The 24115-nt window shown below is 66.3% G+C and carries 25 protein-coding genes and 1 pseudogene; 22 read left to right on the top strand and 4 right to left on the bottom strand.

Translation table 11 applies throughout. The annotated features are described in order from the left end of the window. The first annotated feature begins 199 nt into the window (after positions 1-199). The 21 genes from C5F75_RS13535 (at position 200) to acpS (ending at position 18959) form a co-directional block, all read left to right on the top strand. The gene (locus tag C5F75_RS13535; RefSeq protein ID WP_059638276.1) at positions 200-835 is read left to right on the top strand and encodes a YceD family protein; all 636 of its coding nucleotides are present in this window, start codon (positions 200-202) and stop codon (positions 833-835) included. A gap of 98 nt (positions 836-933) precedes the next feature. Further along, a complete protein-coding gene (gene rpmF, locus C5F75_RS13530; protein ID WP_006051932.1) occupies positions 934-1113 on the top strand; it encodes a 50S ribosomal protein L32 in 180 nt (59 codons plus the stop codon). Positions 1114-1242: 129 nt separating this feature from the next. Then, positions 1243-2349 (top strand): phosphate acyltransferase PlsX, encoded by a 1107-nt coding sequence (plsX, locus tag C5F75_RS13525; RefSeq protein ID WP_099316199.1) that lies wholly within the window; start codon positions 1243-1245, stop codon positions 2347-2349. Next, positions 2350-3339 (top strand): beta-ketoacyl-ACP synthase III, encoded by a 990-nt coding sequence (locus C5F75_RS13520; RefSeq protein ID WP_104012360.1) that lies wholly within the window; start codon positions 2350-2352, stop codon positions 3337-3339. A gap of 84 nt (positions 3340-3423) precedes the next feature. Further along, positions 3424-4356 carry an ACP S-malonyltransferase gene (gene fabD, locus C5F75_RS13515; RefSeq protein ID WP_059574321.1) on the top strand — a complete coding sequence of 311 codons (933 nt, stop codon included), beginning with the start codon at positions 3424-3426 and terminating at the stop codon, positions 4354-4356. Between the two features lie 36 nt (positions 4357-4392). Further along, complete coding sequence (gene fabG / locus C5F75_RS13510) at positions 4393-5142, top strand: 3-oxoacyl-ACP reductase FabG (protein WP_059574010.1); 750 nt, start codon at positions 4393-4395, stop codon at positions 5140-5142. A 144-nt stretch (positions 5143-5286) separates the two neighbouring features. Beyond that, positions 5287-5526 (top strand): acyl carrier protein, encoded by a 240-nt coding sequence (gene acpP, locus C5F75_RS13505; protein ID WP_004197638.1) that lies wholly within the window; start codon positions 5287-5289, stop codon positions 5524-5526. A 164-nt stretch (positions 5527-5690) separates the two neighbouring features. Further along, entirely contained in the window at positions 5691-6923 is a 1233-nt protein-coding gene (fabF, locus tag C5F75_RS13500) for a beta-ketoacyl-ACP synthase II (RefSeq protein WP_104012359.1), read from the top strand. An 11-nt stretch (positions 6924-6934) separates the two neighbouring features. Beyond that, positions 6935-7399 (top strand): hypothetical protein, encoded by a 465-nt coding sequence (locus C5F75_RS13495; RefSeq protein WP_104012358.1) that lies wholly within the window; start codon positions 6935-6937, stop codon positions 7397-7399. Positions 7400-7490: 91 nt separating this feature from the next. Continuing rightward, positions 7491-8090, top strand: a complete 600-nt coding sequence (gene rpoE / locus C5F75_RS13490; protein ID WP_006490873.1) for an RNA polymerase sigma factor RpoE — start codon at positions 7491-7493, stop codon at positions 8088-8090. Between the two features lie 86 nt (positions 8091-8176). Further along, the gene (locus C5F75_RS13485; protein ID WP_059574007.1) at positions 8177-8794 is read left to right on the top strand and encodes a sigma-E factor negative regulatory protein; all 618 of its coding nucleotides are present in this window, start codon (positions 8177-8179) and stop codon (positions 8792-8794) included. A 5-nt stretch (positions 8795-8799) separates the two neighbouring features. Next, a complete protein-coding gene (locus tag C5F75_RS13480) occupies positions 8800-9852 on the top strand; it encodes a MucB/RseB C-terminal domain-containing protein (protein WP_059638278.1) in 1053 nt (350 codons plus the stop codon). 16 nt (positions 9853-9868) lie between these two features. Beyond that, entirely contained in the window at positions 9869-11353 is a 1485-nt protein-coding gene (locus tag C5F75_RS13475; RefSeq protein WP_059574005.1) for a DegQ family serine endoprotease, read from the top strand. Positions 11354-11360: 7 nt separating this feature from the next. Next, positions 11361-11639, top strand: a complete 279-nt coding sequence (locus tag C5F75_RS13470) for a glutaredoxin family protein (RefSeq protein WP_104012357.1) — start codon at positions 11361-11363, stop codon at positions 11637-11639. Between the two features lie 156 nt (positions 11640-11795). Continuing rightward, positions 11796-13589, top strand: a complete 1794-nt coding sequence (lepA, locus tag C5F75_RS13465) for a translation elongation factor 4 (protein ID WP_021159691.1) — start codon at positions 11796-11798, stop codon at positions 13587-13589. 16 nt (positions 13590-13605) lie between these two features. Then, positions 13606-14499 (top strand): signal peptidase I, encoded by an 894-nt coding sequence (gene lepB, locus C5F75_RS13460; RefSeq protein ID WP_059574003.1) that lies wholly within the window; start codon positions 13606-13608, stop codon positions 14497-14499. Between the two features lie 152 nt (positions 14500-14651). Continuing rightward, on the top strand, positions 14652-15875 hold the full coding sequence (gene rnc / locus C5F75_RS13455; RefSeq protein ID WP_104012356.1) for a ribonuclease III: 1224 nt from the start codon (positions 14652-14654) through the stop codon (positions 15873-15875). Positions 15876-15935: 60 nt separating this feature from the next. After that, on the top strand, positions 15936-16835 hold the full coding sequence (gene era / locus C5F75_RS13450) for a GTPase Era (protein WP_104012355.1): 900 nt from the start codon (positions 15936-15938) through the stop codon (positions 16833-16835). Continuing rightward, positions 16822-17658: a DNA repair protein RecO gene (recO, locus tag C5F75_RS13445; protein WP_059574001.1), complete on the top strand. Its 837-nt coding sequence runs from the start codon at positions 16822-16824 to the stop codon at positions 17656-17658. The genes era and recO overlap by 14 nt, the downstream gene beginning before the upstream one ends. Continuing rightward, the gene (gene pdxJ, locus C5F75_RS13440; RefSeq protein ID WP_059574000.1) at positions 17655-18431 is read left to right on the top strand and encodes a pyridoxine 5'-phosphate synthase; all 777 of its coding nucleotides are present in this window, start codon (positions 17655-17657) and stop codon (positions 18429-18431) included. The genes recO and pdxJ overlap by 4 nt, the downstream gene beginning before the upstream one ends. 81 nt (positions 18432-18512) lie before the next feature. Further along, the gene (gene acpS, locus C5F75_RS13435; protein WP_059573999.1) at positions 18513-18959 is read left to right on the top strand and encodes a holo-ACP synthase; all 447 of its coding nucleotides are present in this window, start codon (positions 18513-18515) and stop codon (positions 18957-18959) included. Between the two features lie 33 nt (positions 18960-18992). On the opposite strand, the pseudogene C5F75_RS13430 reads toward acpS, so the two are convergent. Then, a pseudogene (locus tag C5F75_RS13430) lies at positions 18993-19211 on the bottom strand (zinc ribbon domain-containing protein); the annotation flags it as partial. Positions 19212-19347: 136 nt separating this feature from the next. Here C5F75_RS13430 and nagZ point away from each other — a divergent pair. Beyond that, on the top strand, positions 19348-20376 hold the full coding sequence (gene nagZ, locus C5F75_RS13425) for a beta-N-acetylhexosaminidase (RefSeq protein ID WP_059573998.1): 1029 nt from the start codon (positions 19348-19350) through the stop codon (positions 20374-20376). A 173-nt stretch (positions 20377-20549) separates the two neighbouring features. On the opposite strand, the gene C5F75_RS13420 is transcribed toward nagZ, so the two are convergent. The 3 genes from C5F75_RS13420 to earP all read right to left on the bottom strand — a co-directional run bounded on the left by C5F75_RS13420 (position 20550) and on the right by earP (position 24091). Further along, the gene (locus C5F75_RS13420) at positions 20550-21935 is read right to left on the bottom strand and encodes a sigma-54-dependent transcriptional regulator (RefSeq protein ID WP_059573997.1); all 1386 of its coding nucleotides are present in this window, start codon (positions 21933-21935) and stop codon (positions 20550-20552) included. A gap of 267 nt (positions 21936-22202) precedes the next feature. Continuing rightward, entirely contained in the window at positions 22203-22760 is a 558-nt protein-coding gene (gene efp, locus C5F75_RS13415; protein ID WP_059573996.1) for an elongation factor P, read from the bottom strand. 137 nt (positions 22761-22897) lie between these two features. Next, positions 22898-24091 carry an elongation factor P maturation arginine rhamnosyltransferase EarP gene (gene earP / locus C5F75_RS13410; RefSeq protein ID WP_104012354.1) on the bottom strand — a complete coding sequence of 398 codons (1194 nt, stop codon included), beginning with the start codon at positions 24089-24091 and terminating at the stop codon, positions 22898-22900. Positions 24092-24115: the final 24 nt, after the last annotated feature.

Below are 24115 nucleotides of genomic sequence, written 5' to 3'. Positions count from 1 at the left end.
TCAGGTGTGGCGCGGCGTTGCGCGGACGCAAGCTTAAGTGATTGACCGCAAAAGGTAAAACAGGTATGCTTTCCCGCTTTTCGTCGGCAGGCTTTCGTTGTGGTGGCGCCTGCCGGTCTTCGGAAGTAAAGTGGGTCATCCTTCGATGAGCCCGGTGCCAGGCCGGATCCCGCAAGTCAGCCTGTAGGCAGGAGCGCGCATGAACACTTCTTCTGGCAAACCTGCGGCGGCGCTCGATCCGCACGCGGTCGACCTGTTCGAGTTCGCTCGCAGCGGGCGGCAGGCGGCTGGCGCGGTGCACCTGTCGCAACTGCCGCGCATGTTAAACGAAGTGCCGGCGGACGCGCCAGATCGCGACACGGTGTTTACGTGGCAGGCGGAAGGGTTCACGCAGAAGGAATTGCAGGACGACGGCACCGACGGCCAGCAGCCGTATCTGCGCCTCGCGGTGCACGGCCATGCGTGGCTCACGTGCCAGCGCTGCATGACGCCGTACGACCAGACGTTCGACGTCGACATGACGTACCGGATCGTCGCGACCGAAGAAGAAGCCGAGGAATTTCCGCTCGACGACGATGAAGCCGATGTGATCGTGGGCTCACGCCAGTTCGATCTCGTCGACTTGATCGAAGAGGAATTGCTGCTTTCGTTGCCGCTCGTGCCCAAGCACGAGGTTTGCCCGGCAGTTCACGAAAGCCTCGTGTCGGGTGCGAGCGGTCCCGCGGAAGAGACGGACGAGGCGTCCGACGAAGCCGGGGACGAAGGCAAACGGCCGAATCCGTTCGCAGCGCTGCAAGCGTTGAAGAAGGACGGTGACGGCACCAAGAAACACTAAGCAGTCGTGGCGCGGGAAGGCGTAAGGGCTTTGGGCCAGGGTAGTTAAGCGCCGGATCGGGCTGTGTTAGAATCCGGAAAATTATTTAGGAGTTAGTCATGGCAGTCCAGCAAAACAAGAAGTCGCCGTCGAAGCGCGGCATGCATCGTTCGCACGATTTCCTGACGGCAGCGCCGCTGGCAGTCGAGCCGAGCACGGGTGAAGTGCACCTGCGTCACCACGTCAGCCCGAACGGCTACTATCGCGGCAAGAAAGTCGTCAAGACGAAGAACGACTAAGCGTCAAGTCACGCGTTGCGCGCTACGTTCGCCGTTCGCGTGACAACTGGTTCGCTTGACACTTTCCTGGCTCAACAAGAAGGCGGCATTCAACTGCCGCTTTTTTGTGCCTGAAATTCGTCGCATTCCATGACCGTAAAGCTCACAATCGATTGCATGGGAGGCGACCACGGCCCGTCCGTGACCGTTCCCGCGGCAGTCAAGTTCGTCCGCGCGCATCCCGATGCGCACCTGATGCTCGTCGGCATCGAAAGCGCGATTCGCGCTCAGCTCAAGAAGCTGAAAGCCCTCGACGATCCCGCGTTGACCATCGTGCCCGCCACCGAAGTCGTGGCGATGGACGACCCTGTCGAAGTGGCGCTGCGCAAGAAGAAGGATTCTTCGATGCGCGTCGCACTCAACCAGGTCAAGGAAGGCGCGGCGCAGGCCTGCATCTCCGCCGGCAATACCGGCGCGCTGATGGCCGTTTCCCGTTACGTACTCAAGACGCTGCCCGGCATCGAGCGGCCGGCGATCGCGTTCGCGCTGCCGAACCCGACCGGCTACACGATGATGCTGGACCTCGGCGCGAACGTCGACTGCGAACCGCAGCATCTGCTGCAGTTCGCGGAGATGGGACATGCGCTCGTGGCCGCGCTCGAAGGCAAGGAGCGCCCGACGATCGGCCTCTTGAACATCGGCGAAGAGGTCATCAAGGGCAACGAGACGATCAAGCGCGCAGGCGAGCTGCTGCGCGCCAGCACGCTCAACTTCCGCGGCAACGTGGAAGGCAACGACATCTACAAGGGCACCGTCGACGTGATCGTGTGCGACGGCTTCGTCGGCAACGTCGCGCTGAAGACGTCCGAAGGGCTCGCGCAGATGCTGTCGGACATCATCCGCGAGGAGTTCGGCCGTTCGCTGATGTCGAAGCTGATGGCGCTGCTCGCGCTGCCCGTGCTGATGCGTTTCAAGAAGCGCGTCGACCACCGCCAGTACAACGGCGCGGCGCTGCTGGGGCTGAAGAGCCTCGTGATCAAGAGCCACGGTTCGGCCGACGCCTACGCGTTTGAGTGGGCGATCAAACGCGGGTATGATGCCGTCAAAAACGGGGTGCTGGAGCGCCTCGCGCGCGCGATGGCGGATAATTCAGTGTCGCTCGGCGATGGCGAACACAACGCGGGCGGCTCGGGCCATGCAAGCCCGGCCCCAGGCCATCACGCCGAACCTTCCGCTGCGCAATCCTCTAAAGCATAAATGGCCCAATCGACTCTCTATTCCCGCGTGCTCGGCACGGGCAGCTATCTGCCGCCCGACCGCGTCACGAACCAGCAGTTGACCGATCGTCTCGCGAAGGAAGGCATCGAGACCAGCGATGAATGGATCGTGGCGCGCACGGGCATCCATGCGCGCCATTTCGCCGCACCGGACGTCACGACGAGCGATCTCGCGCTCGAGGCGTCGCGTCGTGCGATCGAGGCGGCCGGTGTCGATCCGCAGTCGATCGACCTGATCATCGTCGCGACTTCGACCCCCGATTTCGTGTTCCCGAGCACAGCGTGCCTGCTGCAGAACAAGCTCGGCATCAAGAACGGCGGCGCGGCGTTCGACGTGCAGGCCGTGTGTTCGGGCTTCGCGTACGCGATGGCGACGGCCGACAGCTTCATCCGCAGCGGCCAGCACCGTACGGCGCTGATCGTCGGTGCGGAGACGTTCTCGCGCATTCTCGACTTCAAGGACCGCACGACCTGCGTGCTGTTCGGCGACGGCGCGGGCGCGGTGATCCTGTCCGCATCGGAAGAGCCGGGCGTGCTCGGCAGCGCGCTGCACGCGGACGGCAGTTACTCGAACATCCTGTGCACGCCGGGCAACGTCAATCGCGGCGTGATCGACGGCAGCGCGTTCCTGCACATGGACGGGCAGGCCGTGTTCAAGCTCGCGGTCAACGTGCTCGAAAAGGTCGCGATCGAAGCGCTCGCGAAGGCGAATCTCGCGCCCGAGCAAATCGACTGGCTGATTCCGCACCAGGCCAACATCCGCATCATGACCAGCACCTGCCGCAAGCTCGGCCTGCCGCAGGAGCGCATGATCGTGACGGTCGACCAGCACGGCAACACGTCGGCCGCGTCGATTCCGCTGGCGCTCGACGCCGCGGTGCGCGACGGCCGCATCCAGCGCGGCCAGCACGTGCTGATCGAAGGCGTCGGCGGCGGCTTCACCTGGGGCGCGTCGGTCTTCCGTTTCTGATCCGCGGCGCGCGATTTGCCGCGCGCGGATCCCGTCGGCGCGCCGCGCGTGCGCGCCGTCCGCATCGATTCAATTGGGGACGATATGAAATTTGCATTCGTTTTTCCGGGGCAGGGCTCGCAGGCGATCGGCATGCTCAACGCATTCGCCGATCTGGCCGTCGTGCGCGAGACGCTCCAGGAAGCGTCCGATGTGCTCAATCAGGATCTCGGCAAGCTGATCGCCGAAGGTCCGGCCGAAGAGCTGAACCTGACCACCAACACGCAGCCCGTGATGCTGACCGCCGCATACGCGTGCTATCGCGCGTGGCAGCAGGCAGGCGGCCCGGCGCCGTCGATCGTCGCCGGCCACAGCCTCGGTGAGTACACGGCGCTCGTCGCGGCCGGCGCGATTGCATTCAAGGACGCGGTGCCGCTCGTGCGCTTCCGGGCGCAGGCGATGCAGACGGCCGTGCCGGTCGGCCAGGGCGGCATGGCCGCGATCCTGGGCCTCGACGACGACACGGTGCGTGCGGTGTGCGCCGAGGCCGCGGAAGCGGGCGTCGTCGAAGCGGTGAACTTCAATGCGCCCGCGCAAGTCGTGATCGCAGGCAGCAAGGCCGCGGTCGAGAAGGCGTGCGAGATCGCGAAGGCGAAGGGCGCGAAGCGCGCGCTGCCGCTGCCGGTGTCGGCGCCGTTCCATTCGTCGCTGCTCAAGCCGGCGTCGGACCAGCTGCGCGACTACCTTGCGAACGTCGACGTGAAGGCGCCGCAGATTCCGGTCGTCAACAACATCGACGTCGCCGTGCTCAGCGATCCGGCCGCGATCAAGGATGCGCTGGTGCGCCAGGCCGCGGGGCCGGTGCGCTGGGTCGAGTGCGTGCGTCACATCGCGGGAACGGGCGTCACGCACGTGATCGAATGCGGTCCGGGCAAGGTGCTCGCCGGCCTGACGAAGCGCATCGACGGCAACCTGACGGGCGCGTCGGTGTTCGATCCGGCTTCGCTCGACGAAGCGCTCAAGCTCGCGACCGCCTGACGCGGCGCCTTTTCCCAAGCAACGGATATTCGATTCATGGACAAGACTCTCGATAAACAGGTTGCGATCGTGACCGGCGCGTCGCGCGGCATCGGCCGTGCGATTGCACTCGAACTCGCGCGCCTGGGCGCGACGGTGATCGGCACGGCGACGAGCGAATCGGGCGCCGCCGCGATCACCGCGGCGTTCGCGGAAGCGGGCGTCACGGGCCGCGGCGCGGTGCTGAACGTCAACGACGCGGCCGCCGCCGAGGCGCTGATCGATGCGACCGTGAAGGAATTCGGCGCGCTGAACGTGCTCGTCAACAACGCGGGCATCACGCAGGACCAACTCGCGATGCGGATGAAGGACGAGGACTGGGACGCGGTGATCGACACCAACCTGAAGTCGGTGTTCCGCCTGTCGCGCGCGGTGCTGCGCCCGATGATGAAGGCGCGCGGCGGCCGTATCATCAACATCACGTCGGTGGTCGGCTCGGCCGGCAATCCGGGTCAGGTCAACTACGCGGCGGCGAAGGCCGGCGTCGCGGGCATGACGCGCGCGCTCGCGCGCGAAATCGGCAGCCGCGGCATCACGGTGAACTGCGTGGCGCCGGGCTTCATCGACACCGACATGACGAAGACGCTGCCGGAAGAACAGCAGGCCGCGCTCAAGACCCAGATTCCGCTCGGCCGACTCGGCAGCCCGGAGGACATCGCCCATGCCGTCGCGTTCCTCGCATCGCCGCAGGCCGGTTACATCACCGGCACGACGCTGCACGTGAATGGCGGCATGTACATGTCGTAACGGTTTTCGTTTACCATCCGCGCCGTATCCCGTTTTTCAGGCGGACCGGCGCTTGATCGACCATCAAGCCAACGCGCGTTTTGGCGTCAGCAAACCTGATAAAATGCGCGCACTTGTAAATCTGAACTTTCCCTCGGAGGGGTAATGGACAACATCGAACAACGTGTCAAGAAGATCGTCGCTGAACAACTGGGCGTCGCGGAAGCCGAGATCAAGAACGAGGCTTCGTTCGTGAACGACCTGGGCGCGGACTCGCTCGACACGGTCGAACTGGTGATGGCGCTCGAAGACGAGTTCGGCATGGAAATCCCGGACGAAGAAGCAGAGAAGATCACGACCGTTCAGCAAGCGATCGACTACGCTCGCGCAAACGTCAAGGCGTAAGCGCCTTTCGCGCTTGTCCGCCACGTCGCCGCGATCTTCGCGATTGACGCGCCATCCTGCCGGCTTCGCGCCGGACGGACTAACAGCCACAGGGCTCGCAGGGCTGGTTCCTGTGGCCACTGTGGCTTTTGTTTTTGTCATCCAATAATGGAAAAGAGGTTACCGTGAGCCGCCGTCGTGTTGTCGTTACAGGCCTGGGGCTGATTTCGCCTGTTGGCAATAATGTTGCCGACGGCTGGGCCAATCTCGTCGCCGGCAAGTCCGGTATCGCCACCGTCACGAAGTTCGATGCGTCGAACCTCGCCTGCCATTTCGCGGGCGAAGTGAAGGGTTTCAGCGCCGAGGAGTACATCCCGGCGAAGGAAGCCCGGAACATGGATACGTTCATCCATTACGGCATCGCCGCCGGCGTCCAGGCCATGCGGGACAGCGGGCTGGAAGTGACCGAAGCCAACGCGGAACGCATCGGCGTGCTGGTGGGTTCCGGCATCGGCGGCCTGCCGATGATCGAAGATACGCACCAGACCTACGTCGATCGCGGCGCACGCCGGATTTCGCCGTTCTTCGTGCCGGGTTCGATCATCAACATGATCTCGGGTCACCTGAGCATCATGTTCGGCCTGAAGGGCCCGAACCTCGCGGCCGTGACGGCCTGCACGACCGGCCTGCACAGCATCGGCCTCGCCGCGCGCCTGATCCAGGCCGGCGACGCCGACGTGATGGTCGCGGGCGGCGCCGAATCGACGGTGTCGCCGCTCGGCATCGGTGGCTTCGCGGCGGCGCGCGCGCTGTCGACGCGCAACGACGATCCGGCCACCGCGTCGCGTCCGTGGGACAAGGACCGCGACGGCTTCGTGCTGGGCGAGGGCTCCGGCGTGATGGTGCTCGAAGAGTACGGGGCGGCGAAGGCGCGCGGCGCGAAGATCTACGCGGAAGTCTCGGGCTTCGGCATGACGGGCGATGCGTACCACATGACCGCGCCGAACATGGACGGCCCGCGCCGCTGCATGGTCGCGGCGCTGCGCGACGCCGGCGTGAACCCGGATGAAGTTCAGTACCTGAACGCGCACGGCACGTCGACGCCGCTGGGCGACAAGAACGAGTCGGACGCGGTGAAGGCGGCCTTCGGCGAGCACGCGTACAAGATGGTGGTGAACTCGACGAAGTCGATGACGGGCCACCTGCTGGGTGGCGCGGGCGGCCTCGAATCGGTGTTCACGGTGCTGGCGCTGCACAACAACGTGTCGCCGCCGACCATCAACATCTTCAACCAGGATCCCGAGTGCGATCTCGATTACTGCGCGAACACCGCACGTGACATGAAGATCGACGTGGCCGTGAAGAACAACTTCGGCTTCGGCGGTACCAACGGCACGCTGGTGTTCAAGCGCGTCTGACGCTGAATCGCTTGACGAGTCCATTCGATGCTCCGGCCGGGCGTCCGCAGCGCTTTGCGTTGCGGGCCTCGGCCGTGTCGTATTTCGTGCTGGCCGCGTTCGTCGCGTCGGCTGCCGCCTCGGCGTACCTGTTCTGGGCGCCGCGCGCGGGCGCTGCCGCCGGCGCGGGCGTGTCGGCCGTGACGGCTGCACTGCTGGCCGTATGCGCGGTGCGGGCTTGCGCCCGCCGGCTGCCGGCGGAGTTGCGGATCGATGCGTTCGGGGAGATCGCGGCGTTTGGCCGCACCGGGCGCTTGCTGGCCCGCGGCCGCGTGACGGGCCACGCGCACTGGAGCAGCCTGCTGCTGGTGCTGTCGGTCGGGCAGGGCGCCCGGCGCGCCCGGCCGCTGCTGATTCCGGCCGACGCGCTCGATGCCGCGTCGTTCAGCGCGCTGTCGGTGCTGGCGAGAACGGCCGGGGCGGCGGGGCGGACATGACGACGGCATGGTTACCGACCGTAACCAGCGGCCGGCGCCGGAACGCTACAATAACGCTCCGCGTTGCATCCCTAGTTAACGGATTTGTCAGGTGAGTGAAAAAGAAATCGATCAGGCTCTGGTCGAGCGCGTACAGAAGGGCGACAAGGCGGCGTTCGAACTCCTGGTCTCCAAATACCACCGCAAGATCATTCGGCTGATCTCGCGCCTCGTGCGGGATCCCGCCGAGGTCGAGGATGTGGCCCAGGACGCGTTCATCAAGGCGTATCGTGCGCTGCCGCAATTCCGCGGCGAATCGGCGTTCTATACGTGGTTGTACCGAATTGCCGTCAACACGGCGAAGAACTACCTTGCGACGCAAGGCCGCCGGGCGCCGACCTCCACCGAGGCCGATGCGGAGGAAGCGGAAACTTTCTCCGACGCAGACCAACTAAGGGATATCAACACGCCTGAGTCGATGTTGATGAGCAAGCAGATTGCCGAGACGGTCAACGCTGCGATGGCTCTGCTGCCCGAGGAACTGCGTCAGGCAATCACGCTGCGCGAGATCGAGGGCCTGAGCTACGAAGAGATCGCGGAAATGATGGGCTGTCCGATCGGGACGGTCCGCTCGCGGATCTTCCGCGCGCGCGAAGCAATCGCTGCCAAATTGCGTCCGCTGCTCGATACGCCCGAAGGCAAGCGCTGGTAAGCGCGACGGGCGGAACGACGCGGGTCGGGGTCTAGTTACGGATAGAGTCGTGAAGTCACGACGGGGTGTGCAAGATGGGGAGCATCATGGGGTCGGTCAATACGCAATCGCAGGCGTGCTCGCGCGGCGAGCGCCTTTCCGCGCTGGTCGACGGCGAAATGTTCGATGGCCCGGATCACGGGCAGTTTCTGGCTGAGCTCGACCGCGCGGATCGCGCTGCGTGGGCCCATTACCACCTGATCGGCGATGCGCTGCGCTCGGACGAGCTCGCGCTGCCGCCCGCGCTGAGCGTCGCGTTCACCGCGCGCATGTCGGCCGCGCTCGAAAGCGAGCCGCACCTGCTGGCGCCGGCGGCCGCGCCGGTCGCGCGCAAGCTGCTGTCGCTGCGCCGCCGTGTCGTGCCCGCGTTCGCGGTGGCCGCCGCGGCCGCCACGCTGACGTGGATCGTCGTCCCGCAGATGCAGACGGCCGGTGCGCCGGGCGCCGTCCAGGTCGCGTCGGCAGGCGCGCCGCAAAACGGCAACCTGCAGCGCGTGACGGTTGCGCAGGCATCGGCCCAGCCGGGCCTGCAGGACGTCAACATCATTCGCGACGCCAGCCTCGACCAATACCTTGAAGCGCACCAGCAATTCGCGCAGCAGCCCGTCGTCACGGGTTCGATGCCGCTGATCCGCGCTGCCGTGACCACCACGCCAGGCCAATAAACCCGATGCGGACATTGCAGTTGAATCACGCCATCTCCGGATGGAAGCGGCTGCCGGCCCTCCTGCTTTGCGCAGCCGCCCTGTTGTCCGTTCAATCCCTTCCCGCCAGCGCCCAGCAACCGGACGATCCCCTCGCCACCCGCAAGGGCGCCGCGGACTGGCTCGACCGCGTCCAGCAGGCGGCGCAGCAGCAGAGCTACGAAGGGACGTTCGTCTACCAGCGCGGCGGGTATGTACAGTCGTCGCGCATTGCGCACGTCGCGTCCCGCGACGGCGAGTTCGAGCGGATCGAGACGCTCGACGGCAAGCCGCGCAAGCTGTTGCGGCATAACGACGAGCTGTACACGTTCGTACCCGAGCGCAAGCTGTGCGTGGTCGAGCGTCGCCAGACGCGCGATTCCTTTCCGGCGCTGCTCGGCGCGAGCGGCGAGCACGTGATGTCCGTCTACGATGCGAAGCCGCTCGGCAAGGACCGCGTGGCCGGGATCGACGCGCAGGTCGTCGAGCTCGTGCCGAAGGATGCGTACCGTTTCACGTACAAGCTGTGGGCCGACGCCCGCACCGGGCTGCTGCTGCGTTCGCAGACGCTCGACGCGAACGATCACGTGCTCGAGCAGATCGCGTTCTCGCAATTGCAGACGGGCGGTGCAAGCGGCGACAAGGCCGCGATTGCCGCCGGCATGCGCAACCTGAACGGCTGGACGGTCGTGCGCCCGCCGGTCGCGACGGTCGACATGGAAGCGCAGGGCTGGCAGCTCGCGCCGAGCGTGGCCGGCTTCCAGAAGATTCGTGAAGTGCGCCGGCCGATGGCCGCGCGCGATGCGGGCGATCCGCCGATCCCGGTCGATCAGGCCGTTTTCACCGACGGCCTCGCGACGGTCTCGGTCTTCATCGAGCCGGCCGAGAAAAATACGCGCAAGGAAGGCGCGGGCAGCACCGGTGCGACGCACGTTCTCGTGAAGCGTCGCGGCGACTACTGGGTCACCGTGCTCGGCGAAGTGCCGCCGGCAACGTTGCAGCAGTTCGCGTCTGCCATAGAATACAAGGCTTCCAAGTAACGCTACGGCTTCCGACATGACGAAACTCACGCTGCGCAAAGTGCTCGCGGCGGCGGCGCTGTGTGCCTGCCTGCCGCTCGTCCCGCAAACCGCGGTCGCTGTCACGCCTCCGGCTGCCAGCCTGCCCGATTTCGCCGACCTCGTCGAAAAGGTGGGCCCCGCGGTCGTGAACATCCGGACTACCGCGAACGTGCCGGTACCCGGCCCGCGCGGCGTGCTCCCGCCTGGCTTCGACAACGGCGACATGTCGGAATTCTTCCGGCGCTTCTTCGGCATTCCGCTGCCGCAGGCGCCCGGCAACGGCGGCAATCCGAAGAACGCGCCGACGCCGGACAATCCGCCCGACACCGAGCAGAACCGCGGCGTCGGCTCGGGCTTCATCGTGTCGGCCGACGGGTACGTGATGACCAATGCGCACGTCGTCGACGATGCGGACACCATCTACGTGACGCTGACCGACAAGCGCGAATTCAAGGCGAAGCTGATCGGCGTCGACGATCGCACGGACGTCGCGGTCGTCAAGATCCAGGCGTCGAACCTGCCGGTCGTCGCGATCGGCGATTCGAACAAGGTGCGCGTCGGCGAGTGGGTCGTCGCGATCGGTTCGCCGTTCGGCCTCGACAACACGGTCACGGCCGGCATCGTCAGCTCGAAGAGCCGCAACACGGGCGACTACCTGCCGTTCATCCAGACCGACGTCGCGGTGAACCCCGGCAACTCGGGCGGGCCGCTGATCAACATGCAGGGCGAGGTGATCGGCATCAACTCGCAGATCTACAGCCGGACCGGCGGCTTCATGGGCATTTCGTTCGCGATTCCGATCGACGAGGCGATGCGCGTGGCCGACCAGCTGAAGGCGACGGGCAAGGTCACGCGCGGCCGGATCGCGGTGGCGATCGGCGAGGTGACGAAGGACGTGGCCGACTCGATCGGGCTGCCGAAGGCCGAGGGCGCGCTCGTCAGCAGCGTCGAGCCGGGCGGTCCGGCCGACAAGGCGGGCATCCAGCCGGGCGACATCATCCTGAAGTTCAACGGCCGTCCGGTCGATGCGGCGTCCGATCTGCCGCGCATGGTCGGCGACACGAAGCCCGGCACGAAGGCGACGGTCAGCGTGTGGCGCAAGGGTCAGGCACGCGATCTGCCGATTACGATCGCCGAGACGCCGGCCGAGTCGACGGCGAAGGCCGAGCAGCGCAAGAACGCGCCGCAGAAGCCGCGCCAGAGCAATTCGCTCGGCCTGACGGTCAGCGACCTGACGGCGGAGCAGATGAAGACGCTGAAGCTGAAGAACGGCGTGCAGATCGACGGCGTCGACGGCCCGGCCGCCCGGGCGGGCCTGCAGCGCGGCGACATCGTGCTGCGCGTCGGCGACACCGACATCACGAGCGCGAAGCAGTTCGCCGACGTGACCGCGCAGCTCGACCCGCAGAAGGCGGTCGCGGTGCTCGTGCGGCGCGGCGACAACACGCAGTTCGTGCCCGTGCGGCCGCGCCAGAAGTAACCCGCCGATGTTCACGCTCTACGGCCGCGGCTGGTGCCACCTGTGCGACGACATGCGCGACGCACTGGCGCCGGTCGCGGCCGAATTCGGCGTCGCGATCGACTACGTCGACATCGATACCGATGCGGCGCTCGTCGCGCGTTATGATGAGGACGTGCCCGTGCTGCTGCTGGACGGCGCGCAAGTGTGCCGCCATCGGTTCGACGATGCTCGGGTGCGCGACGCGCTGGCAGCCCGGCGCGATGCTGGCACGCCGCCGGCCGGCGCTGCATTGCATGGGGCTTGATCCGGCGGGCGGCCCCGCCGGCGCCCCGCGTGGCGGGCCGTCCGAAATCCCGCCCGGCGTAAGCCTTTTCGGCTAAAATAAGCCGTTTTTTCACCGACTTACACAAGGCGTGCTCCGCAGTCGTCGAGCGCGCCTTTTTCGCTTGATCGGCACTGAATGGATCATATTCGCAATTTCTCGATCATCGCGCACATCGACCACGGCAAGTCGACGCTCGCGGATCGCATCATCCAGGTATGCGGCGGCCTCGCCGACCGTGAAATGGAAGCGCAGGTGCTCGACTCGATGGACATCGAGCGCGAGCGCGGCATCACGATCAAGGCGCAGACGGCTGCACTGTCGTATCGCGCCCGCGACGGCAAGGTCTACAACCTGAACCTGATCGACACGCCGGGGCACGTCGACTTCTCGTACGAGGTCAGCCGTTCGCTGTCCGCGTGCGAAGGCGCGCTGCTCGTGGTCGACGCGAGCCAGGGCGTCGAGGCGCAGACGGTCGCGAACTGCTACACGGCGATCGAGCTCGGCGTCGAGGTCGTGCCCGTGCTGAACAAGATCGACCTGCCGGCCGCGAACCCCGAGAACGCGATCGAGGAGATCGAGGACGTGATCGGCATCGACGCGACCGACGCGACGCGCTGCAGCGCGAAGACGGGGCTCGGCGTCGAGGACGTGCTCGAGGCGCTGATCGCGAAGGTGCCGCCGCCGAAGGGCGATCCGGCCGCGCCGCTGCAGGCGCTGATCATCGATTCGTGGTTCGACAACTACGTCGGCGTCGTGATGCTCGTGCGCATCGTCAACGGCACGCTGCGCCCGAAGGACAAGATCAAGATGATGGCGACCGGCGCGCAGTATCCGGTCGAGCACGTCGGCGTGTTCACGCCGAAGTCGCGCAATCTCGAATCGCTGTCGGCCGGGCAGGTGGGCTTCATCATCGCCGGCATCAAGGAACTGACGGCCGCGAAGGTCGGCGATACCGTCACGCACGCGACCAAGGCCGCTGCCGAGCCGCTGCCGGGCTTCAAGGAAGTGAAGCCGCAGGTGTTCGCGGGGCTGTATCCGGTCGAGGCGAACCAGTACGACGCGCTGCGCGAATCGCTCGAGAAGCTGAAGCTGAACGACGCATCGCTGCAGTACGAGCCTGAAGTGTCGCAGGCGCTCGGCTTCGGTTTCCGCTGCGGCTTCCTCGGGCTGCTGCACATGGAAATCGTGCAGGAGCGGCTCGAGCGCGAATTCGACATGGATCTCATCACGACCGCGCCGACGGTCGTCTACGAGGTCGTGCAGAGCGACGGCTCGACGATCATGGTCGAGAACCCGGCGAAGATGCCGGAGCCCGGCCGCATCGCCGAAGTCCGCGAGCCGATCGTCACCGTGAACCTGTACATGCCGCAGGATTACGTCGGCTCGGTGATCACGCTGTGCGAGCAGAAGCGCGGCTCGCAGATCAACATGCAGTATCACGGCCGCCAGGTGCAGCTCACGTACGAGATCCCGATGGCCGAGATCGTGCTCGACTTCTTCGATCGCCTGAAGTCGGTGTCGCGCGGCTATGCGTCGATGGACTACGAGTTCAAGGAATACCGTTCGTCGGACGTCGTGAAGGTCGACATGCTGATCAACGGCGACAAGGTCGATGCGCTGTCGATCATCGTGCACCGGTCGCAGTCGCAATACCGCGGCCGCGAAGTCGCCGCGAAGATGCGCGAGATCATTCCGCGCCAGATGTACGACGTGGCGATCCAGGCCGCGATCGGCGCGCACATCGTCGCGCGCGAGAACATCAAGGCGCTGCGCAAGAACGTGCTCGCGAAGTGCTACGGCGGCGACATCACGCGGAAGAAGAAACTGCTCGAGAAGCAGAAAGAAGGTAAGAAACGCATGAAGCAGGTGGGTTCGGTCGAGATCCCGCAGGAGGCGTTCCTCGCGATCTTGCGCGTCGAAGACAAATAACAGGACTGATCCTTTTATGAATTTTGCGCTGATTCTTTTTGTGCTCGTCGTCGTGACGGGCGTAGCGTGGGTGCTGGACAAACTGGTGTTCCTGCCGCGGCGTCGCAAGGCGGCCGATTCGGCGATCGAGGAGTTCGATCGCCAGCAGTCGCGCATCGACAAGCGTTTCGCGGACGAAAACGCGGCGCAGACGCGCTCGAAGCTGCGTGACGAAAAGCTGCGTCAGCCGTGGTGGCTCGAGTACACGGCGAGTTTCTTTCCGGTGATCCTGGCCGTGTTCGTCGTGCGTTCGTTCGTCGTCGAGCCGTTCAAGATTCCGTCGGGGTCGATGGTGCCGACGCTGCTCGTCGGCGACTTCATCCTCGTCAACAAGTTCGAGTACGGGCTGCGCCTGCCGGTCACCAACACGAAGATCACGCAGGGCAGCCCGCTGTCGCGCGGCGACGTCGTCGTGTTCCGCTATCCGAAGGACGAATCGGTCGACTACATCAAGCGCGTGATCGGCCTGCCGGGCGATACGGTCGCGTATCAGGACAAGCAGTTGACGATCAACGGCCAGCCGGTGCCCGAAGCGCCGCTGCCCGATTACTTCGACGACGAGCGACAGAATTACGCGAAGCAGTTCGAGGAAACGATCGGCAACAAGAAGAACGCGATCCTCAACAACCCGGCCGTGCCGCCGTTCGTGATGGGCGCATACGACTATCCGTATCGCGACAACTGCACGTACAACAGCCGCGGCGTGATCTGCAAGGTGCCGCCCGGTCACTACTTCATGATGGGCGACAACCGCGACAACAGCGCGGACAGCCGCTACTGGGGTTTCGTGCCGGACCGGAACATCGTCGGCCGCGCGTTCTTCATCTGGATGAACTTCAGCGACCTGAAGCGCATCGGTTCCTTCAACTGATGCATTGATTCACACGCACTACGCGACGCACGGGCCGCGTCGCGTATTGCCGAACTACTTTAAGAACCGGCGGTAACACCGCCTCGTCACGCCTTTTCGTGTCCGGCCGTGCCGTTTCGGCCCGACCGGGCGCCCGCGTTATACTCCTGCACATGCCCCTATCCCAGTTGGAAAGCCGGCTGCGCTACGAATTTCGCAATGCGGAATTGTTGCGCCAGGCTTTGACCCATCGCAGTCACAGTGCCACGCACAACGAACGGCTCGAGTTTCTCGGCGATTCCGTTCTGAATTGCGCGGTGGCCGCCCTTTTGTTCCAGCGCTTCGGCAAGCTGGACGAAGGCGACCTGTCGCGCGTACGCGCCAACCTCGTCAAACAGCAGTCGCTGTATGAAATTGCTCAGGCCCTCAATATCTCGGACGGCCTGCGGCTGGGCGAGGGCGAGCTGCGCAGCGGCGGTTTCCGCCGCCCGTCGATCCTCGCGGACGCATTCGAAGCCATCATCGGGGCCGTGTTCCTCGATGGCGGCTTCGAAGCCGCCCAAGGGGTCATCAAGCGCCTCTATATCCCGATTCTCGACCACATCGATCCCCGCACGCTCGGCAAGGACGCGAAGACGCTGCTGCAGGAATACCTGCAGGGGCACAAGATCGCGCTGCCGACCTATACGGTCGTCGCGACGCATGGTGCGGCGCACAATCAGCAGTTCGAGGTCGAATGCACGGTGCCGAAGCTGGACGTGAAGGTATCGGGCTCCGGCGCGAGCCGGCGCGCGGCCGAGCAGGCCGCCGCGAAGAAGGCGCTCGACGAGGTGATGGCGGCCGCGCCGATGCTGGCCGCGAAGCCGAAGCGCTCGAAAAACGCGCGCGGGTCGAAGCATGTCGAACCCGAGATCGTGCCGGGCGTGAAGGGCGTGCAGGAAGCGCTCGACCTGCGCTCGCCCGAGCGGAAGGAGCGTGCGGCGGCGCGCGAGGCGAGGGCGGGCGGCGCGGTACCGGCCGTAACGGTTGCGACGGCTGGCGCCGAACCGGCCGTCGCGCCGATGGCCGCGATTCGCGCGGCGCATGTCGAACCGGCGGCGGACAAGGGCGAACGGGCGGCGAAGCCGGCGGCTGACAAAGTTGCCGACAAACCGGCCGAGCGGCCCGACAAGGCCGCGGAAAAGCCCGCCGAGGCCGCGCCTCGCGCAGCCGACAAGCCGGCCGGCCACGCAGCCGATCCGGCATCGTCGCCGGCCGACAAGCCTGCCGCGGGGGGCGACTCCGCCGTGCGTACGCCGGCGCGCGCACGCGATGCCGCGGCGCCCGACGCCGAGACGCCACCCGGCGGCGCGAGCCTTGCTGCCGCGCAGGCGCGCGTGGCCGATGCCGACCACTGAATTGCCCATCGATCGTGCCGCGCGCCGCGCGGCCGTTTCCGAACCTGTCTCCCAAACGATATGAACACTCCCGCTCCTACCGGTTTCCGTTGCGGCATGATCGCGATCGTGGGCCGCCCGAACGTCGGCAAGTCGACGTTGATGAACGCACTCGTCGGCCAGAAGATCAGCATTACGTCGCGCAAGGCGCAGACGACCCGCCACCGCATCACCGGCATCAACACGTTCGACGACGCGCAATTCGTGTTCGTCGACACGCCCGGCTTCCAGACCCGTCACAGCACCGCGCTGAACCGTTCGCTGAACCGCGCGGTCACGTCGACGCTGACGTCGGTCGACGTGATCCTGTTCGTGATCGAGGCCGGCCGCTTCGGGCCCGACGACCAGAAGGTGCTCGACCTGATCCCGCCCGGCATGCCGACGCTGCTGATCGCGAACAAGATCGACCGCGTGAACGACAAGGCCACGCTGTTCCCGTTCATGCAGAAGGTGAGCGAGCTGCGCGAATTCACCGAGCTCGTGCCGCTGTCGGCGCAGAAGCCGGAAGACATCAAGCGCCTGCTGGAGACGATCAAGCCGTACCTGCCGGAAGGCGAGCCGATCTACGGCGAGGACGAACTGACCGACCGCAGCTCGCGCTTCCTCGCGGCCGAAATCCTGCGTGAGAAGGTGTTCCGCTGGACCGGCGACGAACTGCCGTACACGAGCACCGTGCTGATCGACAAGTTCGAGGAGGAGGGCCGCCTGAAGCGCATCTTCGCGACGATCCTCGTCGAGCGCGATTCGCACAAGGCGATGGTGATCGGCAAGAAGGGCGAGAAGCTCAAGCAGATCAGCACCGAGGCGCGGATGGACATGGAAAAGCTGTTCGACGGCCCCGTGTACCTCGAGACCTTCGTGAAGGTGAAGAGCGGCTGGGCCGACAACGAGGCGGGGCTGCGTGCCTATGGGTACGAATGACGCGCTGACGTCGACCGAAGACGCGGTGACGGCCGGTGCGAACGACGCGCCGCTGCCGGCACCGCCCGAACCGCCGCGCAAGGCGCGGCGCGCGACGTCTCGCACGTCCGATTTCCGCGTCGCCGAGCAGCCGGCGTTCGTGCTGCACAGCTATCCGTATCGGGAAACGAGCCTGATCGTCGACGTGCTGACGCGCGACCACGGCCGGCTCGCGCTCGTCGCGAAGGGCGCGAAGCGCCCGCACTCCGCGTTGCGCGGCGTATTGCAGACCTTCCAGCCGCTGCTGCTGTCGTGGTCGGGCAAATCCGAGGTGCGCACGCTGACGGGCGCCGAATGGGTCGGCGGGATGCTGCCGCTCGGCGGCGACGGGCTGTTGTGCGGTTTCTACGCGAACGAGCTGCTCGTGAAATTCTGCGCGCGCGAGGATCCCCAGCCGCCGCTGTTCAATCATTACGTGCTGACGCTCACGCGGCTCGCGCACGGCGAGCCCGCCGTGCAGGTGCTGCGCTCGTTCGAGCGCGTGCTGCTGCGCGAGACCGGCTATGCGATGGCGCTGAACCGCACGGTCGCCCGCCGTGCGGTCGAACCCGACCGGCGCTACGTGTTCGATCCCGAGCGTGGCGTGCGCAACGCGGACGACGACGTGCCGTCGCACTGGCCGGTCATCACCGGGCAGACGTTGCTCGACATGGAGCAGGACGATTACCATCGAGCCCAGACGGTTGCGCAGAGCAAGACGCTGATGCGCTTCCTGCTGAACACCTATCTCGGCGGTACGCCGCTCGCCACGCGTCAGATCCTGATCGACCTGCAAAACCTATGAGCTTCTTCCTGACAACGCCCACCGCCATCGACCTCGGCGTGAACATCGACCACGTCGCGACGCTGCGCAATGCACGCGGCACGCGCTATCCCGATCCGATCCGCGCGGCGCTCGCCGCCGAAGAGGCGGGCGCGGACGCGATCACGCTGCACTTGCGCGAGGATCGCCGCCACATCGTCGACGCCGACGTGCGCGAGCTGCGCCCGCTGCTGAAGACGCGCATGAACCTCGAATGCGCGGTGACGGCCGAGATGCTCGACATCGCCTGCGAAGTGCGTCCGCACGATGCGTGCCTCGTGCCGGAGAAGCGCGCGGAACTGACGACCGAAGGCGGTCTCGACGTGGCCGGCCACTTCGAGGCCGTGCGGGCGGCGTGCAGGCAGCTTGCCGACGCGGGTGTGCGCGTGTCGCTGTTCATCGACCCGGACGACACGCAGATTCGCGCCGCCCACGAAGCAGGTGCGCCGGTGATCGAGCTGCATACGGGCCGCTACGCCGAAGCGCACGACGAAGCGCAGCAGCAGCGCGAATACGAGCGTATCGTCGCGGGCGTGCAGACCGGCGCGCAGCTGGGCCTGAAGGTCAATGCGGGCCATGGGCTGCACTACACGAACGTGCAGCAGATCGCCGCGATCGACGGCATCGTCGAGCTGAACATCGGCCACGCGATCGTCGCGCACGCGATCTTCGCGGGCTGGGACAACGCGGTGCGCGAGATGAAGGCGATCATGGTCGCCGCACGCGTCGCCGCGCTGCACGGCGGCGCGCGCTGACGATGCGAGGCTGCCGCGCCCCGCACGCCGTTCGCGACGCTCTTGACCCGGCCTCGCCGGGCCACCCCCGCGGAGACTGACATGGCGATCTACGGTATCGGTACCGACATCGCGCAAGTGAGCCGCGTCGCGGCCGTGCTCGAGCGCACGGGCGGCCGGTTTGCCGAGAAGGTGCTCGGCCCCGACGAGCTACGCGTGTTCCACGCCCGGCGCGCGCGCTCCGAGGCGCGCGGCATCGCGTTTCTCGCGACGCGCTTCTCCGCGAAGGAAGCGTTCTCGAAGGCGATCGGGCTCGGCATGCACTGGCCGATGACGTGGCGTGCACTGCAGACGCTCAATCATCCGAGCGGCGAGCCGTACGTGGTCGCATCGGGCGAGCTGGCCGACTGGCTGGCCGCGCGCGGCATCACGGCGCGCGTGACGGTCAGCGACGAACGCGACTACGCGGTGTCGTTCGTGATCGCCGAGACGGACGCTGAAACGGCCGCCGCGCGTGCCCCTGCACCTGTTTCCCGAACCTCCTCCTGACGGAATTCCCGATTCGTTGACGTCATCCACCGCCTAAAGGCGGTGGATTCCCACACCTGGCGATGCATGTCCGCATCGGAGAATGTTCAGCGCAGCGTTGGTATCTCGATCATGCACGACACCACAGCCACTGCAGGCCCACTCTCTTATTCTCAGTCCCGCGATACCTTTCGGCCGCGCCGTGCTGCCTTGCGACCCGCACGCCGAACAGGACTGGGTCGAACCGCTTTCGTCGACTTCCTCGAACGTAGCAGTCCGTTGAGCGACTTCACGCGGTAGCGGTAGACAAGGATCATGCAGGTGATCCTAACCCGTGGAAGAAGCTGCCTGTCAACAGCACCCCTTTCCTTCCCGCCATCAATGGCGGAGTTTCTCGGAGCAAATTCTGATGAAAACGACTCCCGGCCCGGTCATGCTCGACGTCGTCGGCACGGCCTTGTCGCGCGACGATGCGCGGCGCCTCGCGCATCCGAATACCGGCGGCGTGATCCTGTTCGCGCGGCACTTCCAGAATCGTGCGCAGCTGACCGCGCTGACCGACTCGATCCGCGCGGTGCGCGAAGACATCCTGATCGCCGTCGATCACGAAGGCGGGCGCGTGCAGCGGTTCCGTACCGACGGCTTTACCGTGCTGCCCGCCATGCGCCGCCTCGGCGAACTGTGGGATCGCGACGTGCTGCTCGCGACGAAGGTCGCGACTGCCGTCGGCTACATCCTGGCCGCCGAACTGCGCGCATGCGGGATCGACATGAGCTTCACGCCGGTGCTCGACCTCGACTACGGGCACTCGAAGGTGATCGGCGATCGGGCGTTCCATCGCGACCCGCGCGTCGTCACGCTGCTCGCGAAGAGCCTGAATCACGGGCTGTCGCTCGCGGGCATGGCGAACTGCGGCAAGCATTTCCCGGGGCACGGCTTCGCGGAAGCCGATTCGCACGTCGCGCTGCCGACCGACGACCGCACGCTCGACGCGATCCTCGAACAGGACGTCGCGCCGTACGACTGGCTCGGGCTGTCGCTGGCCGCGGTGATTCCGGCGCACGTGATCTACACGCAGGTCGACAAGCGGCCGGCCGGGTTCTCGCGCGTGTGGCTGCAGGACATCCTGCGCGGCAGGCTCGGCTTCACGGGCGCGATCTTCAGCGACGACCTGTCGATGGAGGCCGCCCGCGAAGGCGGCACGCTCACGCAAGCAGCCGACGCCGCGCTCGCCGCCGGTTGCGACATGGTGCTCGTCTGCAACCAGCCGGACGCGGCCGAGGTCGTGCTGAACGGACTGAAGGCGCGGGCCTCGGCCGAATCGGTGCGGCGCCTCAAGCGGATGCGCGCGCGCGGCAAGGCGCTCAAGTGGGACAAGCTGATCGCGCAACCCGAGTATCGGCAGGCGCGGGCGCTGTTGAACAGCGCGCTCGCGTAAGCGGGCAGGGATGGCGCGAGTCGCGCCGTTCCGGTCTCCCCGAACGAAAGGCCGCGCAGTCGCGCGGCTTTTTTACGTGTTGCGACAGCCCTGAGTCGGGCAGTCGCCGGAGCGGGCTTTGATGCAACTAACGGTAAAACTCGACCAGCGCCCGCATGCAGGGGCGCGTCCGCTCAGTTCACCTTCATCCGTTGCAGCTTGTTGTACAGCGTCTTCGGGCTGATGCCGAGCAGCGTCGCCGCGCGGTGGCGCGTACCGCCGACCGCGTCGAGCGTTGCCCGGATCAGCAGATCCTCGACGTCGGACAGCGGCGTGCCGACCTTGATCTGCACGCTGCTGCCGTTCAGTGCGGCGCCAGCAGAGAAGCTGGCCTCGCCGGCGCGCAGCGTCTCGATGAAGTCGCCTGATGCGTCGTACGCGAAGCGCACGCGTTCCCGCAACTCGCGCACGTTGCCCGGCCATTCGTAGGACAGGCATTCGCGCACGAAGCCCGGCGCCGCGCGCTTGTCGGTCGTGCTGCGGCCGGTCGCGCGCGCTTCGCGGTTCAGTTCGTCGATCTGCGCATCCGCGATCGCGAGTGCGTCGCCGTCGCGTTCGCGCAGCGGCGGCATCGTGATCGACGCCGCGTCGAGGCGCAGCCACAGATCCTCGCGCAGCGTGCCGTTCGCCACCGCTTCGCGCGCCGGGCGGCGCGTGGCCGCGATCAGCCGGAAATCGCTGGTGATCGAGCTCGTGCCGCCGATCCGCATGAAGTTCTGCGAATCGAGCGCGTGCAGCAGCGCTTCCTGCAGCACGAGCGGCAGTGCGGTGATTTCGTCGAGGAACAGCGTGCCGCCGCCGGCCTGTTCGAACAGGCCGGATTCGCGGCGCTCGGCGCCGTCGAACGCGCCGCGTTCGTGGCCGAACAGCACGCTGTCGAGCGAGGCGCCGTGCCGGCCGGCCTGTGCGAGCATGCGGCAGTCGAACGACACGAACGGCCCTTTGCGGCGCCGGCTCAGCTCGTGCAGCGTGCGCGCGGCCAGCTTCTTGCCGGTGCCGGCCTCGCCGGAGAACAGCACGGCCGTTTCGGTGTGGGCGTTGTGCTCGATCATGTCGTACACGTGCTGCATCGCGTCGCTGCGGCCGACCAGCGCGCCGAAGCGGCCGAGATGGCGCAGCGACGCACGCAGCGACTGTACTTCGTCGATCAGCTCGTACGGGCGGGGAATCCGCGCGAGCAGGCTGCGCAGGCGCGGAATGTTGATCGGCTTGAGCAGGTAGTCCCAGATGCCGTGGCGCAAGCCCTCGATGGCGCTCTCGACCGTCGCGTTGCCCGTCAGCACGATCACCGGCAGCGAGCCGTTCGGCTGTTGCTGCGGCAGGTGCTGGAGCAGGTCGAACCCGCTGCCGTCCGGCAGGTTCAGGTCGACGAGCACGACGTCGGGAATCGAGCGGCCGAGCGCCGTGCGCGCTTCGGCGAGCGACGTGGCCGTGTCGACCGAGAAGCCGTCCGCGGCGAGCAGCGCGGTGAGGCCTGACAGGCTGTTGGGATCGTCTTCGACAATCAGGGCGTGTGGCATGGTGGACGCGAGTCGAGTCAAGAGAGGCGGGCTGTCGGCCAGCGGACCGCAGCCGCATGTCGGATTAAAGATTGATTTTATGCCCCGCCGAACGCGTCACGCGCATTATTTCTCCGGCGCTATAAAACAGTTACCGATGATACAAATTGAATATCTTTACCGGTGGCTTTTGTGCTGCGCATGGTTGCTGCCTGCGGCAGCTGTTGGCGCCAGACAAACAAAAAGCGCCCCGAAGGGCGCTTTGTTCGACGCGGATATCGCTGGCGCTTATGCGCGGCTGCGGTATTCGTTCGTGCGCGTATCGATTTCGATCTTGTCGCCGGTGTTGCAGAACAGCGGCACTTGCAGTTCGAAGCCGGTCGCGAGCTTCGCGTTCTTCAGCACCTTGCCCGACGACGTGTCGCCCTTGACGGCCGGTTCCGTGTAGGTGATTTCGCGAACGAGGATCGTCGGCAGTTCGACCGAGATCGCCTTCTCGTTGTAGAACACGACTTCGCAAGCCATGCCGTCTTCGAGGTAGTTCAGCGCTTCGCCCATCATTTCGGCTTCGACTTCGTACTGGTTGTAGTCGGCGTCCATGAACACGTACATCGGGTCGGCGAAGTACGAGTACGTCACTTCCTTGCGGTCGAGCACGACGACGTCGAACTTGTCGTCGGCCTTGTAGACCGATTCCTGGCCCGCGTTCGTCAGCAGGTTCTTCATCTTCATCTTGACGACGGCGGCGTTACGGCCCGACTTGTTGTATTCCGTCTTTGCGATGACCCAGGCATCGTTGCCGATCTGCACGACGTTGCCTACGCGGAGTTCCTGTGCGGTTTTCATAAAAAAACTGTCCTGATCAAATCAAATAAATAAGTGCCTGAGCGGTGCACAACGGGTGAGGCGCCAAGCAGATGCGTTCCGGTGGGCGCCCAAAGCTCAAACGCGAGCGCTTGCGTGGCCAGCCGTCGGATAACCGCTTATTTTAACTGAGATTTTGCGTATTCCGCCAGCTTTCCGGCGAGATCGCCAACGGCCGCGAGCGCGTCGGCCCAGCGGGCCGCATTGGCGTCCAGGGCGGCGCGGTGTTGCCAGAAATCGGCCCAGTCCGGCGTGCCGGCGCCGTTCCACGCGTGCCAGAACCGCTCGAGCGCCGTGCGGGGCGCGTCGGCGAGGCCGGCCGACAGGTGCGCGAGCGCGGCATCGAGCTTCGGCAGGTGCACGTCGTCGGCCTGCGGGTAGATGTGCCACACGAACGGCTTGCGCGCCCATTGCGCACGGACGAACGAATCCTCGCCGCGCACGAAATTCAGATCGGCGACCCACAGCAGCGGATCGTAGTCGGCCTGCGGAACGAACGCGAGCCCATGGGCGGTCAGGTTGCCGCTACGAGCGAGCGCGCCGGCGCCGAACGATTCGGCCCCGAAAAAACGCGCGACGGCGGGCGACAGGCGCCCGGCCGGCACGAGCGCGACCACCGGCGACGGGCCGTCGCGCCACTGCGCGAGCAGTGCATCGACGGCGGGATTCTCGTAGGCGAACAGGCTGACGACCGTCGTGCCGGGCGCCGGCGGCGCGCCGCCGGTCGCGCGCCGCCACCACGCGGCGCGGGCTGCCGGATCGGCGTCGAAGGCCGTGCGGCGCGCGTCGAGGTCGCGCTCCTTCGGCACGCCGCCGGTGCCCGCCGACAGGCCCGGGAAGAAGAACGTCTTCAGCAGCGGGTAGCGCGGATGCGGCGACGGCCGCAAATGGAAATCGGCGACCCAGTCCTCGGCGCTCAGGTATTCGAGGTTGATCCACACGGGGCGCCGCGCGCGCCGCGCCATCGCCGCGAGATAGGGAGCGGGCAGCTCGCACGCGAACGCCTCGATCACGACATCGGCGATGTCCAGCGCGTCGCCGACGTCCGCATGCCAGTGCTCGATCACGATCGCGTCGACCGTCTGCCGCGCGGCGTCGGGATCGACCTGCGGCAGCAGGCGCGCGAACGTGTGCAGGTCGTCGACGAACAGGCGAACCTGCCAGCCGTGCTCGTGCGCGAGCTGGCGCGCGACGCGCCAGCACACGCCGATGTCGCCGAAGTTGTCGATCACCGTGCAGAAGAGGTCGCAGGCGATCGGTTCGCCCGGCGCGAGCGGGACGGCGCGGAGGGGGATGGCGGTGGGGCGTGGCATCGAAGCGGGCCGGTGAATGCTCTA

It is taken from the genome of Burkholderia anthinoferrum (assembly GCF_002925705.1).
Lineage (GTDB): Bacteria > Pseudomonadota > Gammaproteobacteria > Burkholderiales > Burkholderiaceae > Burkholderia > Burkholderia semiarida.
The sequence above is the reverse complement of the archived record's forward strand: the minus strand, read 5'-3'. Positions and strand labels throughout refer to the sequence as shown.